Here is a 14,458-nt window from a genome sequence, read left to right as displayed (position 1 = left end):
TTTTTTTTCAGTCGTAGACTTCATGGCGTGCCGCTTGCGGCTCACCGTTTTACATGTGCGTCGCAGTCGGGACGCTCAGTCGTATCAGGAGCCCTGTGCAATGACGCGCACTCAAAAAACGTTTGTCTGGACCCTTTCCACTTTCCTTGCCTTGTTGATGGTGCTGGTGTTGGTCATCGTGTTCTTCGACTGGAACCGGATCAAACCGCCGCTCAACGCCAAAGTTTCCGAAGAGCTGCACCGCGCTTTTGCCATCAATGGCAATCTTTCGGTGGTATGGCGGCCCGAACCCGATGAAAGCGGCTGGCGCGCCTGGGTGCCGTGGCCCCATGTAGTGGCCGAGGACCTCAGCCTGGGCAACCCGGACTGGTCGAAGCAACCGCAGATGGTCACCCTCAAGCGGGTAGAACTGCGTATTTCGCCCCTGGCGTTGCTGGYGCAGCGGGTGGTGATCCCGCGTATCGACCTCACCGAGCCGAATGCCGAGCTGCAACGCCTGGCTGACGGGCGCGCCAACTGGATCTTCAAATTCGACCCCAAAGACCCGAACGCCGAGCCTTCCAGCTGGGTGGTGGATATCGGCGCGATCGGCTTCGACAAGGGCCACGTGACCCTCGACGACCAGAACCTGAAGACTCAACTCGATGTGATGATCGATCCTTTGGGCAAGCCGGTTCCGTTCAGCGATATCGTCGGCGACAAAGCGGCGAAAGCGGCGCAGGAAAAGGGCTCGTCACCCCAGGATTATGCGTTTGCCCTCAAGGTCAACGGCCAGTACCACGGCCAGATACTCGCGGGCCAGGGCAAGATTGGCGGGCTGTTGGCGCTGCAGGACGCGGCACGGCCGTTTCCGCTTCAGGCACAGGTGAAGATCGCCGACTCCAGCGTCGAATTGGCCGGCACCCTGACCGACCCACTCAATCTCGGCGCCCTGGACCTGCGCCTGAAACTGGCCGGCACCAGCTTGGGCAACCTCTACCCGCTGACCGGCGTGACCCTGCCGGACACGCCACCCTATGCCACCGACGGCCACCTGATTGCCAGGTTGCACGAGGCCGGTGGCGCGGTGTTCCGCTACGAAGAATTCAACGGCAAGATCGGCGAAAGCGACATCCATGGCAATCTGACTTATGTGGCCAGCCAGCCACGGCCAAAACTCAGCGGTTCGTTGTTGTCCAATCAATTGCTGTTCGCTGACCTGGCGCCGCTGATTGGTGCAGACTCCAATGCCAAACAGAAGGCCCGTGGCGGTGACAGCAAACAACCGGCGGACAAAGTGCTGCCAGTCGAAGAGTTCAAGACTGATCGCTGGCGCGACATGGACGCCGATGTCGAGTTCACCGGCAAGCGCATCGTGCACAGCGAAAAACTGCCGTTCAACGACCTCTATACCCATTTGCTACTCACCGATGGCGTGCTCAGCCTCGAGCCGCTGCGCTTCGGCGTGGCCGGCGGCAAGCTGGATGCGCAGATCCGCCTGAACGGCCACACCGATCCACTGGAGGGCCAGGCCAGGCTCACGGCGCGGGGGTTCAAGCTCAAGCAGTTGTTCCCTGGCTTTGAGCCGATGAAAACCAGTTTTGGCGAACTCAACGGCGATGCTGATATCAGCGGGCGCGGCAATTCGGTGGCCAAGCTGCTGGGCAGTGCCAATGGCAGCCTGAAAATGCTGATCAACGATGGCGCCATCAGTCGCGAATTGATGGAGCTGGCGGGCCTGAATGTCGGCAACTATGTGGTCGGCAAGATCTTTGGCGACAAGGAAGTGAAGATCAACTGCGCAGCCGCCGACTTCGGCATCCAGTCCGGCCTGGCGAGTACCCGCTTGTTTGTATTCGACACCGAGAACGCCATCGTCTACATCGACGGTACCGCGAACATGGCGACCGAACAACTGGACCTGACCATCACCCCGGAATCCAAGGGTTGGCGCCTGATTTCATTGCGTTCGCCGCTGTATGTGCGCGGCAAATTCATCAAGCCCGATGCCGGGGTCAAGGCCGTGCCGTTGATGCTGCGCGGGGCCGGGATGGTGGCGCTGGGCGTGATCGCCGCACCGGCGGCAGGTTTACTGGCGCTGGTGGCGCCGAGCGGCGGTGAAGCGAACCAGTGCGCGCCGTTGCTGGAGCAGATGAAGGCGGGCAAGGCGCCGAAGACGGTAAAAGGGACAAACTAGTGTTCGCTTCGGCAATTTATATGGATTGTTATTAGTGTTGTAGGAGTTGCACTATTGGAAGGTGTTTGTTCAGGTTTTCGGGTCTTGTTTGTGTTTGCGAAAATGAACTAGGAGAACTTGGTAATAAAGTGTCATGCTCCGGTTGTAGATGTTATAGAGGGGATTGGGTAGCTTGGCGTTGTCAGTCAAGTGGCTGATTTCGAACTTGATAGCTAATTTACAATATGGAAGTTGATATGAGTATTCTATTGCCAAGTGTTGAAGAGAGTCAGTTGTTTTTTGAAAAATCGCAGATAGCACCTCTTGCCCAAACACCGCGTATTCGCGGTTTTTCCGCAATGAAAAAAGAAGGTGTCGATCAGCAGGATCTGCTGTTGGGTAACGAAACGCCTGCTGTGATCGGGTTTTCCGATAACCTTGATGAAGATAAAAAGCAGGCGGCGGCGGACAGTATTCATTTCGCCGAGCGTTATGCCACTACCTACTCGGACATCAAGGCGGCGCCCGTCGAATGGCACGCGAAATATAGTGAGGCCATGCGGCATTGTGGTTGGACACTGACCAGTAGCAAGTACAAGGACCATGTCAACAAACAGGTCAATGTCACAATGGACTCCATTGTCCTGGATATTATTACAGCGGTTGCCGGCAGGAATGCGCCTGCCATGTTGAAGTTGTTGCAAGGCGCTTTCGATAAAATCCAGTCGGAAGAATCGCTGGTAACTTTGTTTGATAACAATAGCAATAAAGGAAAAAATGCAGAGTTTCGGATTGTTCCGTGCCTGCAATCGGCAAAGGGCACCGCGATAACGGCGTACTTGGCTGTTGACTGTGAACTTGACACGCAGGAAGGTGGTGCCTGGTTCTGGAAGTGGAAACTGTCCAACTTGAAAATGAAAAAAGTGGCGACCATGGCGGAACTCGATATGCGTACGCACGAACGCAACCGAGAGCTCATCTATGAGGTACTTGATATGAGCTCTGAAGAATTCTTCCGTGGTGTCAAGCTTAAGTAAGGCTGTTGAGCCGGGTTGCTCAGGAAGCAACCCGCTTTGGCTATTGACTTGCGGAGTGATTGAAATGATCAAGGATGATGTTTGTCTGGTGGCGGGTAATTTGCTTTTGGTTGCCGATGGATTTTCGCAACAGTTACGCGAAGATCTGGTTAACTCCGTGCTTTTCTCTCAGTTGTATGCAAATTCGAAAGCTGGGAAGTTGGCGGGTGCTGAAAGCTGGTATGCGGAATGTGCCACTGCGATGGAAAAAGCTAAATGGCAACGTAGTGTCTATCAAAGCAAAGGTATTGAACCAAAAAATAATGAAAAGTTCGTAATGAAGGACTCTGTTGTAAGCCAGATGCTTTCTATTTTTGGCACGAATCAGGCCGAGAAGTTTAAGCAATTGATAAACTGTGTTGAGCATTTTTTCGTTGGTGATAAAATTAGCCTGGCGTTGCGAGAATATACCGTGGCCACTGTAAAGACACCGGATGACTCCGATTTTTCGACTGTTGCCCTGCAGATGGGGATTTTAGGGGTAGGCCCTGTTCTTTATTCAGTATTTGTCTGCTTCAGCACCACCGAAGATGTTGAAGTCGATTTTTTGAATCAGTGTTTTTCCGGCGAGCATATCGTGGGTGAAATCAGTTTCGATTTTGCGAAGCAACTGCTGGATCAGGCGAGTTTTGAAAGAAGTCGAATGCGAGAAAAAATAATCGACCAACTCCCTGACTCAAGAGACAAACTGGTTCTTGAACTCTGCCCAGGACGCATTGGTTGATCGAATTGGATCTATACGACGGTTCAAGGGGGCGTGGGCTTTACCCGGTTTTGTAGCCAATACCCAAGACGCGGACTCAGCGCAAGGCATGGCCCGAAATCCGCGCCTCCTCCTCTAGCCATGCAAAAAACGCCCGGACCGGTGGATGACGTTCGCGTCCTGGCACGCACAGCGCGCTGTAGCCGGCGCCATCGACCTGGATTTCCCCCCGGTACGGCAACAACAGACCACTGGCCACGCTTTCCGACACCAGAATATTGCTTGCCAACACCAGACCTTGCCCGGCAATCGCTGCTTGCAGGGCGTAGTGCTCTTCGTCGTATTCGCGCACCGCTGGCCGGCCGCTCAGCCAGGTTTCGCCTGAGCGAGCGCACCAGGCTTCCCAGCCGTGGGCATAAAGCTTTGAGTTGTGCCAGCGCACGCTGATCAGCGTCGGGGCACGACTCAACGCCAGGGCCACTTGTTCGGGCGAGCCGTAGACACCGAAGGACTCATCGAACAGGCACTGGCCGTACAGGTTGGGGTAATCATCAAGGCTATAGCGCAGCACCAGATCGACACTGGCGTCCTGATGCAGATCGATGACTTCGCAGTGGGTATCGAGGCGCACATTGATGTTCGGGTGCCGAGCGTAGAAGCGTCCCAACCGCGGCACCAGCCACAGGGCAGCGAAGGCGGCGGTGGTGGAGACCGTCAGGCTGGCGCCACTGCGTTGCGGGCGCAGGGTATCGACACTTTGCGCCACTTCCAGAAAAGCCCCGTGCAGACTCTGGAACAGCCGTTTACCGCATTCGGTCAGGCGCACCTGGCGTGGCAGGCGCTCGAACAGCGGCACACCAAGCCAGGTCTCCAGAGAGCGGATCTGATGGGACACCGCCGTCGGGGTGACTGACAGTTCTTCGGCGGCAGCCTTGAAGCTCAACAGGCGTGAGGCGGATTCGAAGGCGCGCAGGGCGGTCAAGGGCAGCGAGGCAAACATTGAAATCTCCACAGATGAAATAAACTCATCCTGACTGATTTTTGCTCATTTGAAGATGGACAGCTGCGAGCTTCAAGCTGCAAGCAACAAGCCGTTTGATTCTAGTCCGGAGGAAGTACAGATGAGTAAAATTCTTGCGATACACGCCAGTCCACGGGGTGACCGTTCCCATTCGCGTCGCCTGGCTGAAAGTTTTCTCAGCGCCTGGCAAGTTCGCCACCCGCTGGCTCAGGTCACTCGTCGCGAAGTCGGCCGGGCGATGATCCCGGCGGTCAACGAAGCGTTCGTTGCGGCGGCGTTTTACCCGGAACCCGAAACGCGGCCGCTGTCGATGCAGGCGGATCTGGCGCTCAGCGATCAACTGGTCAACGAGTTGTTCGATCACGACCTGCTGCTGATCTCTACGCCGATGTACAACTTCAACGTGCCCAGCGGCCTCAAGGCCTGGGTCGATCAGATTGTGCGGCTGGGCCTGACATTCGATCACACGCTGGACAATGGCATCGCCCAATACACGCCGCTGTTGCAGGGCAAGAAAGCGCTGATCGTCACCAGTCGCGGCGGTTTCGGTTTCGGCCCGGGTGGCGAGCTTGAAGCGCTTAACCACGCTGATCCATGGCTGCGCACGGCGTTGGGTTTCATCGGCATCAACGACGTCACGGTGGTGGCGGCCGAGGGCGAGGAATCCGCCGAACGCACCTTCGCGGTGTCAGTGGCCGAGGCCGAGCAGCGCTTGCTGGCGCTGGCCGGGGAGTTCTAGATGGCCTGGCTGTTTCTGCTGGTCGCCGCCGGGTTCGAAGTCACCTTCGCCATGGGCATGAAGTACGCCGAGGGCTTCACCCGGCCCTGGCCTTCGCTGATCACGGTGGTGGCGGCTGTGGGCGGGATCTACTTCCTGACCCTGGCCATGCGCGAGTTGCCGGTGAGCATCGCGTACCCGATCTGGACGGCCATAGGTTCGCTGGGCACGGTGTTTCTCGGTTTCGCGCTGCTGGGCGAAAGCCTGACCGTGATCAAGCTGGTCTCGGTCGGGCTGATCGTGGCGGGCGTGGTGGGGTTGAAGTAGGGCGGATGACATAGACTTGTCATCTTCGCTGGCGATGCTTGGTGGATGTCTTTCATCCCGCCTTGCGTCACCGCCCGACCACCAGGATGTCCGCCCATGTCGCAAGGTTCTGCCCCGCGCTACCCGTTGGTGTTGGTCCCGGGAATGCTCGGGTTCATCCGCCTGGTGCTTTATCCCTACTGGTACGGGATCGTCGAGGCGTTGCGCCGGGGTGGTGCGGTGGTGTTCGCGGTGCAGGTCTCGCCGCTTAATTCGAACGAAGTGCGCGGCGAGCAATTGCTGGTACGGATCGAGGACATTTTGCGGGAAACCGGGGCCGACAAGGTCAACCTGATCGGTCATAGCCAGGGTTCGCTGACTGCCCGTTATGCGGCGGCCAAGCGTCCGGACCTGATCGCCTCGGTCACTTCGGTGGCGGGGCCGAATCACGGTTCGGAGCTCGCCGATTACCTGCACAAGCATTATCCCCATGACAGCGTCCGTGGTCGTCTGCTGTGCTTTTTACTGAGGATGGTCGGCGCGCTGATGGCTGTGCTGGATACCGGTTACCGCGGGCCGAAGCTGCCGGTGGACATCCATGCGTCCCATCACTCCCTCACCAGTGCTGGCGTCACGCTGTTCAACCAGCATTATCCACAGGGCTTGCCCGAAACCTGGGGCGGTCACGGGCCGGAAGAGGTCAACGGCGTGCGCTATTACTCCTGGTCCGGCACCTTGCAGCCGGGTATTACCGATCGCGGGCGCAATCTGCTGGATGGCACCAACCGCAGTTGCCGGTTGTTCGCCAAAACCTTCATCCGCGAAGCCGGGCATTGCGACGGCATGGTCGGGCGCTACAGCTCGCACCTGGGGACGGTGATTGGCGATGAGTATCCGCTGGATCACTTCGATATCGTCAACCAGTCGCTGGGGCTGGTGGGCAAGGGGGCCGAACCGATCCGGTTGTTTGTCGAGCATGCGGCGCGGCTGAATGCGGCAGGGCTTTAGTCCGCGTTATCGTTCATCGCGGGCAAGCCACGCTCCCACAGTGATTTGTGTTGCTCACAAAAACTGTGTGCAAGCTTGCTCGCGAAGACGCCGGATCAGGCAACGCCGACCTTACGACCCAACACCGTCGTCCAACGCTCGGAAACAATCACCCCACCCAAGGTCAGCACCCCGCCCACCAGGTGATACATCGCCAGTTGCTCATGCAGCACCACCGCCGCAATCAAGGCGGTAATCAGCGGCAGCAAATTGAAAAACTGCGTGGTCCGGCTCGGCCCCAGACGCACCACGGCCTGCATCCATGCCAGCGGCGCGACCATCGAAGCCAGCAGACAGGCGTACAGCACCAGCGGAATGTTCTGCAGGGTCGGGCCGACTTTCGATGAGGCGAGGAACAGCGGAAACAGCACCAACACGGCCACCAGCACCTGCAAATACAGGAGCACCAGTGGCGGCAGCTTCAGCTGCCATTTTTTCAGCAGGGTGCTGTAGACCGCGTAGGCCAGGGTGGCGATCAGCATCATCGCGTCGCCCAGGTTGACCCCGTGTTCCAGCAACGCGCCAAGGCTGCCGGACGACACCACCACCAGGACACCGGCGAATGACAGTACCGCACCGGCCAGGGCACCCATGGTCAGGCGCTGGCCGAGGCTGATGATCGCCATGGCGAGCGACATCAGCGGCATCAGCGACAGGATGATGCCCATGTTGGTGGCCGAGGTCAGGCTCGCGGCGAAGTACGCCAGGCTTTGATAAACGGCCATGCCCAGTACACCGAGGACAAAGATCTTGCCCAGTTTCGGACGGATGAGTGGCCAATGGGCGAGCACCGGTTTGAGCATGAAGGGCGTGAACAGCAACCCGGCCAGCAGCCAGCGGTAGAAACCGATCTCGGCGGGGTAGATCGCCCCGGCAGACATTTTGGTGATCACGGTGTTGCCGGCCCAGATAAAAATGGCCAGCAGGGGATAAGCGTATTGCATCGGGAAAAACCAGAACGTTAATGAGGGGCAATTATCCACTTGTCTGGATGCAAGCCTATACTTCGATCCAGACAACCGGCCCCTGATGACGGACAGCATGAGCAGTAAACACATCGACCTGCTGGATTTCAGCGAACTGCCGTCGGCGGTGTACTTCCGCTACGCCGATTTCGACGCCCACGAATACGCCGCGCCCCACCGACATCCCTGGGGGACACTGGAATACGCCGCCCACGGCGTGCTGCACATGGACGTCGAGGGCAGCCGCTTCATGTCTCCTCCGCAATACGCGGTGTGGGTGCCGCCGCAGATCGAGCACAGTTTCTACAGCCACCAACCGGTCAACTACCGCGCGGTGTGCCTGGCACCCAAGGTCTGCGTCGACCTGCCGTCGCGAGCCTGCACCCTGGCCATCAGTGACATCCTCAAGTCGATCCTCAAGGACTTCGCCGCCCGCGACGTGAAAATCCCCGAGCAGGCCGCCGATCAGCGTCTGGCCCAGGTATTGGTGGACCAACTGCAACAGGCCCCGGTGCACGAGTGCTACCTGCCCTATGCCAGCAGTCCCGGGTTACTCGGAATTCTCGAAGCGTTGCAGGCCGAGCCTGGGGATAACCGGCMCCTGTCGGAATGGGCCGCACGCATCCATGTCAGCGAGCGCACCCTGGCGCGGCAGTTCGTGCGGGAACTGGGCATGAGTTTCGGCGAGTGGCGCCAGCGCCTGCGTTTTCTGGCGGCGATCGAAGCGCTGGATAGCCCGCGCAGCATTCAGGAGATCGCCTTCGACATGGGCTACAGCACCGGCTCGGCGTTTATCGCGATGTTCCAGCGTCAGGCCGGGTGCACGCCGGAGCAGTATCGACGCAGCCACCTGGAGAACAGGAAGGTGTAACAGGGGTTGTCTACACTCCAGTACAAGGCCGCGCCCCTCGGCGTGGCGACCAGGAGAAAACTCCATGAAGATGATGCGTGTCCCTTTGTTGATGATCGGTTTGCTGCTCTGTTCCCAAGGCTTCGCCGCCACAGCCCAACAGGAAAAGATGACTACCTGCAACGCCGACGCCACGGCCAAAAGCCTCAAGGGCGACGAGCGCAAAGCCTTCATGAGCACCTGCCTGAAGGCGACTCCGGCGGCAAACGATGCCGGTAAGGCCTTGACCCCACAACAAGAGAAGATGAAGACCTGCAACGCCGACGCCGCCACCAAAGCCCTCAAGGGTGACGAGCGCAAGGCGTTCATGAGTGATTGCCTGAAGAAAAAATAAACCTGGAAGCTTGTGGTGAATGTGCCGACCCCATCGCGAGCAAGCTCGCTCCCACATTTGTCCGGTGTACTCAGTTCCACTGTGGGAGCGAGCTTGCTCCGGGCGGCGCTCCGACGATGGGGCCGCAGAAGACGCTGCAAAAAATCCTGAACCACCACTAAGGTCGATCTACACAATCCTAGTGCTCGCACCGGATCGCTGGCAGACTGCCAATCCTTTTTACGCCGTTCGTTTTTGAGGCTGTATGCCAACGTTTTCTCAGCGTCAAGTTTTGCTGGTCATCAGCTGGGTCATCATTTTTGGCGGACTGCTGCTGGTCATCCCGCTGCGATTGCTGCCCAGCCTGCTCGCCGGGTTGCTGGTGTTCGAGCTGGTCAACATGCTCACCCCGCAACTGCAACGGTTGATCGAAGGCCGGCGCGCGCGCTGGCTGGCGGTGGCGTTGCTGGGGACTCTGATTGTCAGCGTGCTGACGCTGATCTTCGCCGGTGCCATCAGCTTCCTGCTGCACGAAGCAGAGAACCCTGGCGCTTCCCTCGACAAGTTCATGGGTGTAGTCGACCGCGCACGCGGGCAACTGCCGCCGTTCATCGACGCTTACCTGCCAGCCAGTGCCGCGGAGTTTCGTGTGGCGATTGGCGAGTGGGTGAGCAAGCACCTCAGTGATTTGCAACTGGTGGGCAAGGATGCAGCGCACATGTTCGTGACGCTGCTGATCGGCATGGTGCTCGGCGCGATCATCGCCTTGCAGCGCGTTCCGGACCTGACCAAGCGCAAACCATTGGCCGCCGCACTGTTCGAACGTCTGCACCTGTTGGTCCAGGCGTTTCGCAACATCGTGTTCGCCCAGATCAAGATCTCCTTGCTCAACACCGTCTTCACCGGGATTTTCCTGGCGGTGATCCTGCCGCTGTTCGGCATCAAGCTGCCGCTGACCAAAACCCTGATCGTGCTGACGTTCCTGCTCGGCCTGCTGCCGGTGATCGGCAACCTGATGTCGAACACCCTGATCACCATCGTCGGCCTGTCGCTGTCGATCTGGGTTGCCGTGGCGGCGCTGGGTTATCTGATTTTTATCCACAAGCTCGAATACTTCCTCAACGCACGCATTGTCGGCGGGCAGATCAGTGCCAAGTCGTGGGAGTTGCTGCTGGCGATGCTGGTGTTCGAGGCCGCGTTCGGCCTGCCGGGGGTGGTGGCGGGGCCGATTTACTACGCGTATCTGAAGAGTGAGTTGAAGCAGGTGGGGATGGTTTGATCCGAAAGATGTATTGCCTGATCTGACGCTATCGCTGGCAAGCCAGCTCCCACAAGGACAGCGCATGACCTGTGGGAGCGTGGCTTGCCCGCGATGCAGGCGCCGCGGTCTTCCTGATCAGTCCATCGAGCCGTAACGCTTGGCCGCCTCGATCGCCAGACCGCTACCGATACTGCCAAAAATGTTGCCTTCCACATGCCGCGCATTCGGCAACATCGCCGAAACACTGTTGCGCAGCGCCGGAATCCCGCTCGAACCACCGGTGAAGAACACCGTATCGACCTGATCGACCCGCACATCTGCGTCTGCCAGCAGTTGGGTGACGCTGGCTCGCACCCGCTCCAGCAGGCTGTCGATGGCCGACTCGAACAGTGCACGGCTCAAGTCCACGCTCAGGCCCGCTTCAATGCGATCCAGTGGCACGTGACGGTTGTCGGAGTGGGTCAGCTGGATCTTGGTTTCTTCCACTTCCATGGCCAGCCAGTGTCCGGCGCGTTGCTCGATCAGCTTGAACAGGCGGTCGATACCGCCGGTGTCCTCGATGTCGTAGCGCATGCTGCCCAGGGCCAGTTGCGACTTCTGCGAGTACACCGAGTTGATGGTGTGCCAGGTCGCCAGGTTCATGTGGTGGCTGGTGGGCATGTAGGCGCCGCTCTTCATGCGGCTGCCGTAGCCGAACAGCGGCATCAGGCCTTGCAGGCTGAGCTGTTTGTCGAAGTCGGTTCCGCCGATGTGCACACCGCCGGTGGCGAGGATGTCCTCGTGACGGTTGTCCACACCCCGACGCTCCGGCGACAGGCGCACCAGGGAGAAGTCGGAGGTACCACCGCCGATGTCGACGATCAGCACCAGCTCTTCTTTCTCGATGGTCGACTCGTAGTCGAACGCTGCGGCAATCGGCTCGTACTGGAACGAGACTTCCTTGAAGCCGATCTTGCGCGCCACGTCTACCAGGGTGTCTTCGGCTTCTTTGTCGGCCATCGGGTCATCGTCGACAAAAAACACCGGCCGCCCCAGTACCACTTCTTCGAATTCCCGACCGGCGGCCGCTTCGGCGCGGCTCTTGAGCTGGCCGATGAACAGCCCGAGCAGGTCCTTGAACGGCATCGCCGTGCCCAGGACGCTGGTGTCGTGCTTGATCAGCTTGGAACCCAGCAGGCTCTTGAGCGAGCGCATCAGGCGGCCTTCGTAGCCTTCCAGGTACTCGTGCAGCGCCAGCCGGCCGTACACCGGGCGACGTTCCTCGATATTGAAGAAGACCACCGACGGCAGGGTGATCTTGTCGTCCTCCAGCGCGATCAGCGTTTCCACGCCGGGGCGTAGCCAGCCGACAGTGGAGTTGGACGTGCCGAAGTCGATACCCAAGGCACGGGCTGGAGATGCGTTGTTCATGTCTTTCAGGTTCCGGTTAAAAAACGGCCGCGCAGTGTATGTCAGAGCGCGCCAGATTCGAAGGCCGGTTATCTGCTAATTCTTCGCAGACAATGCCTTGAAAGATGGGGCATCCCCCCCAAACTACCCTGCATCAACCGGACAGCCGCGGGAATGCTCGCAAGAAGCCCCGCCTGCTGCCGATAAACTTCTGCTGCGCCGCCCGGTCACAAATTTGAGATCGGTCAAACCAATGGCTGCAAACAAGCGCATGCTGTGGCCTGTGGCGCGATTCTGATAACGGATGGTGATTCCTTCGATGGACTTCAAAGACTATTACAAGATTCTCGGTGTGGAGCCGACCGCAGACGACAAGGCGATCAAGGCCGCCTATCGCAAGCTGGCGCGCAAATACCACCCCGACGTCAGCAAGGAAAAGGACGCCGAGGCCAAGTTCAAGGACGCCTCGGAAGCCTATGAAGCGCTGAAAAGCGCCGATAAACGCGCCGAATACGATGAATTGCGCCGCTATGGCCAGCACGGCCAGCCATTCCAGGGGCCACCGGGCTGGCAGAGCCGTGGCGGTTTCGGTGGTGGCGGCCAGGACACGGGCGACTTTTCGGACTTTTTCAGTTCGATATTCGGCAATCGTGGGCCAGGCTTTGGTGGTGGACAGTCGCGTCGCAGCACCGGACGCCGAGGGCAAGACGTGGAAATGGAGCTTGGAGTTTTTCTCGAAGAAACACTGTCGACCGAGTCGAAGAAGGTCACCTTCCAGGTACCGCAGTACAACGCGGCCGGGCAGCATGTGAGCAACACCAGCAAAAGCCTGAACGTGAAGATCCCCGCCGGCGTGACCGACGGCGAGCGCATTCGCCTCAAGGGGCAGGGCGCTCCGGGCGTGGGTGGCGGGGCCAATGGCGACCTGTACCTGACGATCCGTTTTGCCCCGCACCCGAAATTCGACGTCGAAGGCGAGAACCTGATCATCACCTTGCCATTGGCTCCGTGGGAGCTGGCGCTGGGGGCTGAAGTCGCCGTGCCGACCCTGACCGGCAAGATCAACCTCAAGGTCCCGGCGGGCAGCCAGAACGGCCAGCGCATGCGCGCCAAGGGCCATGGCCTGATGAACAAGGCCGGTGAGCGCGGTTACCTGTTCGTACAACTGAAGGCTGTCATGCCGAAGAAGTCCGACGATGACATCAAGGCCCTGTGGCAGGAACTGGCGAAAAAAGCCGCGTTCGATCCGAGAGAACACTTCTGAACCCAGACATGGAGTAGCCCGTCATGAGCAGCCCCCTGATCGTTCAACTGGACCTGGCAGAATTCTGTGAGGCGGCCGATCTGTCGGACGTCCATGTGATCGAAATCGTCGAACACGGCATCCTCGAACCTCAGGGCAAGCAGCCCAAGGACTGGCGTTTCAATGATTATGAGTTGGCACTGGCCAAGCGCGCCGCCAAGTTGCGGCGCGACCTGGAGCTGGAGTGGGAGGGGGTTGCCCTGGCGCTGGATTTGCTTGAAGAGGTCCAGCAGCTAAGGGCGGAGAATCGGATGTTGAAGCAAAGGTTGGGGCGGTTGGTGGTGGAGTAACTCCATTGGGGAGTTCCGGTCTGAACTATTTTCTCACCTTTCTATTCTCTTCCAGTGGGGAGTTCAAACGGAGTCTGATTAGACCATTATTTGGATCCGTTGCAGGGCTTGTATTACTGCCCTGATCAGCAGCAGCTCCTGGGCGATTCAAGCTGATTCGCACGTTACCGTCTTTAGCATGCACAAGGGTCGTGCTATTTGATGGGCGTATTTCCGAACGGTTGCTTTGGAGCCCTGAGGCGTAATGTTGTTGAGAGAATTCATCATAAGACATCAACCCCTCAGGCACGGGCGGCTGAGGAGAGCGAGTCCGTAGTCGCGACTCGAAAGGCAAAATTCCGAAGATGGGCTCACCAGTGCCCGAGTCCCGTAGAGGTGTCACAGCTTCAGCGCTTTGCCTATTCATCCATTCATCGACCGTTAAGGGGCGTAAGGTCTGATCGGATGGTGCAGACGCAGTGGCTGAGACCTCTGAATGCGCTCGAGCCCTTGTGGTTACTGGGGTTTTGGGAGGTACTAGCTGAGCAACGCTCGACGTACTGGGGGCTTTGCTTACAGCCTTGCTCTTTTTTAAAAAGCTAAAAAGATTCTTAGGCATATGCCCCGTCGGATCCGAAAAATTTACCGGATCCCCCACGCAATACATATACGCATTCAACCCACCCTTCCCAAACGGACTCCAACTGTCCGGACTATGAAAACGCATCAATATCGGGTTGTAAGCACGGTAGCCGTTACCCAGTAAATACCAGCCCAAGTGCGCCTCGCGCAATGCACCGTTAAACCCCAGGTTCGTCTCTACATCTTGCTGCGCGGACTGCTGGCCGTAGGCGGAATAAGCGATGGAATTAGGCTTACCCCCCGCGACTTCGGCGAGTATCGAGTTTTTGTTGTCGGTAGCCAGCAGGACAGTGCACGACTGTTGTAAGGGCGCGGGATTATCAGCAGGTAACTGAGGCATGGCGGAGCCTTCCTTGGTGAGAGCGTTGATAGTGATCAGC

At 58.5% G+C, this 14,458-nt stretch carries 15 protein-coding genes; 11 read left to right on the top strand and 4 right to left on the bottom strand.

The genetic code is table 11. The annotated features are described in order from the left end of the window. Positions 1 to 100: 100 nt before the first annotated feature. From AC1DRN_RS04375 to AC1DRN_RS04365, 3 genes are all read left to right on the top strand, one after another. On the top strand, positions 101 to 2,176 hold the full coding sequence (locus AC1DRN_RS04375) for an AsmA family protein (protein ID WP_477786639.1): 2,076 nt from the start codon (positions 101 to 103) through the stop codon (positions 2,174 to 2,176). 236 nt (positions 2,177 to 2,412) lie between these two features. Then, positions 2,413 to 3,192, top strand: a complete 780-nt coding sequence (locus AC1DRN_RS04370; protein WP_223462557.1) for a hypothetical protein — start codon at positions 2,413 to 2,415, stop codon at positions 3,190 to 3,192. Positions 3,193 to 3,256: 64 nt separating this feature from the next. Further along, positions 3,257 to 3,955 carry a hypothetical protein gene (locus AC1DRN_RS04365; protein ID WP_223462558.1) on the top strand — a complete coding sequence of 233 codons (699 nt, stop codon included), beginning with the start codon at positions 3,257 to 3,259 and terminating at the stop codon, positions 3,953 to 3,955. Between the two features lie 76 nt (positions 3,956 to 4,031). Here AC1DRN_RS04365 and AC1DRN_RS04360 read toward each other — a convergent pair whose 3' ends face one another. Beyond that, entirely contained in the window at positions 4,032 to 4,946 is a 915-nt protein-coding gene (locus tag AC1DRN_RS04360) for a LysR substrate-binding domain-containing protein (RefSeq protein WP_223462559.1), read from the bottom strand. Positions 4,947 to 5,055: 109 nt separating this feature from the next. Between AC1DRN_RS04360 and AC1DRN_RS04355 the strand changes: the two genes are divergently transcribed. From AC1DRN_RS04355 to AC1DRN_RS04345, 3 genes are all read left to right on the top strand, one after another. After that, positions 5,056 to 5,694 (top strand): FMN-dependent NADH-azoreductase, encoded by a 639-nt coding sequence (locus AC1DRN_RS04355; RefSeq protein WP_223462560.1) that lies wholly within the window; start codon positions 5,056 to 5,058, stop codon positions 5,692 to 5,694. Next, entirely contained in the window at positions 5,695 to 6,000 is a 306-nt protein-coding gene (locus AC1DRN_RS04350; protein ID WP_223462561.1) for a DMT family transporter, read from the top strand. A 96-nt stretch (positions 6,001 to 6,096) separates the two neighbouring features. After that, complete coding sequence (locus AC1DRN_RS04345; RefSeq protein WP_223462562.1) at positions 6,097 to 6,987, top strand: esterase/lipase family protein; 891 nt, start codon at positions 6,097 to 6,099, stop codon at positions 6,985 to 6,987. A gap of 95 nt (positions 6,988 to 7,082) precedes the next feature. Here the strand turns inward: AC1DRN_RS04345 and AC1DRN_RS04340 are convergent, their stop codons facing one another. Further along, positions 7,083 to 7,970: a DMT family transporter gene (locus AC1DRN_RS04340; protein WP_457266117.1), complete on the bottom strand. Its 888-nt coding sequence runs from the start codon at positions 7,968 to 7,970 to the stop codon at positions 7,083 to 7,085. 97 nt (positions 7,971 to 8,067) lie between these two features. On the opposite strand from AC1DRN_RS04340, the gene AC1DRN_RS04335 reads away from it, so the two are divergent. The 3 genes from AC1DRN_RS04335 (at position 8,068) to AC1DRN_RS04325 (ending at position 10,493) form a co-directional block, all read left to right on the top strand. Further along, positions 8,068 to 8,862, top strand: a complete 795-nt coding sequence (locus AC1DRN_RS04335) for an AraC family transcriptional regulator (RefSeq protein WP_477786638.1) — start codon at positions 8,068 to 8,070, stop codon at positions 8,860 to 8,862. 64 nt (positions 8,863 to 8,926) lie between these two features. Beyond that, positions 8,927 to 9,235 carry a PsiF family protein gene (locus tag AC1DRN_RS04330; RefSeq protein WP_223463634.1) on the top strand — a complete coding sequence of 103 codons (309 nt, stop codon included), beginning with the start codon at positions 8,927 to 8,929 and terminating at the stop codon, positions 9,233 to 9,235. Positions 9,236 to 9,479: 244 nt separating this feature from the next. Further along, on the top strand, positions 9,480 to 10,493 hold the full coding sequence (locus AC1DRN_RS04325; protein ID WP_223463633.1) for an AI-2E family transporter: 1,014 nt from the start codon (positions 9,480 to 9,482) through the stop codon (positions 10,491 to 10,493). Positions 10,494 to 10,610: 117 nt separating this feature from the next. Here the strand turns inward: AC1DRN_RS04325 and AC1DRN_RS04320 are convergent, their stop codons facing one another. Next, positions 10,611 to 11,885: an Hsp70 family protein gene (locus AC1DRN_RS04320; RefSeq protein WP_223463632.1), complete on the bottom strand. Its 1,275-nt coding sequence runs from the start codon at positions 11,883 to 11,885 to the stop codon at positions 10,611 to 10,613. A 298-nt stretch (positions 11,886 to 12,183) separates the two neighbouring features. Between AC1DRN_RS04320 and AC1DRN_RS04315 the strand changes: the two genes are divergently transcribed. Further along, positions 12,184 to 13,128 (top strand): DnaJ C-terminal domain-containing protein, encoded by a 945-nt coding sequence (locus AC1DRN_RS04315; protein ID WP_223463631.1) that lies wholly within the window; start codon positions 12,184 to 12,186, stop codon positions 13,126 to 13,128. Positions 13,129 to 13,151: 23 nt separating this feature from the next. Continuing rightward, positions 13,152 to 13,457, top strand: a complete 306-nt coding sequence (locus AC1DRN_RS04310; protein WP_223463630.1) for a chaperone modulator CbpM — start codon at positions 13,152 to 13,154, stop codon at positions 13,455 to 13,457. A gap of 25 nt (positions 13,458 to 13,482) precedes the next feature. On the opposite strand, the gene AC1DRN_RS04305 is transcribed toward AC1DRN_RS04310, so the two are convergent. Further along, entirely contained in the window at positions 13,483 to 14,418 is a 936-nt protein-coding gene (locus tag AC1DRN_RS04305) for an RHS repeat-associated core domain-containing protein (RefSeq protein ID WP_223463629.1), read from the bottom strand. Positions 14,419 to 14,458 lie beyond the last annotated feature (40 nt).

The organism is Pseudomonas sp. P5_B3 (assembly GCF_056400405.1).
Note: the sequence above shows the minus strand (reverse complement) of the source record. Positions and strands in the feature narration are given on the sequence as shown.

Excerpts from the sequence above, each read along its gene's own strand:
- AC1DRN_RS04370 (WP_223462557.1), top strand. The coding sequence starts at position 2,413 with ATGAGTATTCTATTGCCAAGTGTTGAAGAGAGTCAGTTGTTTTTTGAA.
- AC1DRN_RS04365 (WP_223462558.1), top strand. The coding sequence starts at position 3,257 with ATGATCAAGGATGATGTTTGTCTGGTGGCGGGTAATTTGCTTTTGGTT.
- AC1DRN_RS04355 (WP_223462560.1), top strand. The coding sequence starts at position 5,056 with ATGAGTAAAATTCTTGCGATACACGCCAGTCCACGGGGTGACCGTTCC.
- AC1DRN_RS04350 (WP_223462561.1), top strand. The coding sequence starts at position 5,695 with ATGGCCTGGCTGTTTCTGCTGGTCGCCGCCGGGTTCGAAGTCACCTTC.
- AC1DRN_RS04345 (WP_223462562.1), top strand. The coding sequence starts at position 6,097 with ATGTCGCAAGGTTCTGCCCCGCGCTACCCGTTGGTGTTGGTCCCGGGA.
- AC1DRN_RS04340 (WP_457266117.1), bottom strand. The coding sequence starts at position 7,970 with ATGCAATACGCTTATCCCCTGCTGGCCATTTTTATCTGGGCCGGCAAC.
- AC1DRN_RS04330 (WP_223463634.1), top strand. The coding sequence starts at position 8,927 with ATGAAGATGATGCGTGTCCCTTTGTTGATGATCGGTTTGCTGCTCTGT.
- AC1DRN_RS04325 (WP_223463633.1), top strand. The coding sequence starts at position 9,480 with ATGCCAACGTTTTCTCAGCGTCAAGTTTTGCTGGTCATCAGCTGGGTC.
- AC1DRN_RS04320 (WP_223463632.1), bottom strand. The coding sequence starts at position 11,885 with ATGAACAACGCATCTCCAGCCCGTGCCTTGGGTATCGACTTCGGCACG.
- AC1DRN_RS04315 (WP_223463631.1), top strand. The coding sequence starts at position 12,184 with ATGGACTTCAAAGACTATTACAAGATTCTCGGTGTGGAGCCGACCGCA.
- AC1DRN_RS04310 (WP_223463630.1), top strand. The coding sequence starts at position 13,152 with ATGAGCAGCCCCCTGATCGTTCAACTGGACCTGGCAGAATTCTGTGAG.
- AC1DRN_RS04305 (WP_223463629.1), bottom strand. The coding sequence starts at position 14,418 with ATGCCTCAGTTACCTGCTGATAATCCCGCGCCCTTACAACAGTCGTGC.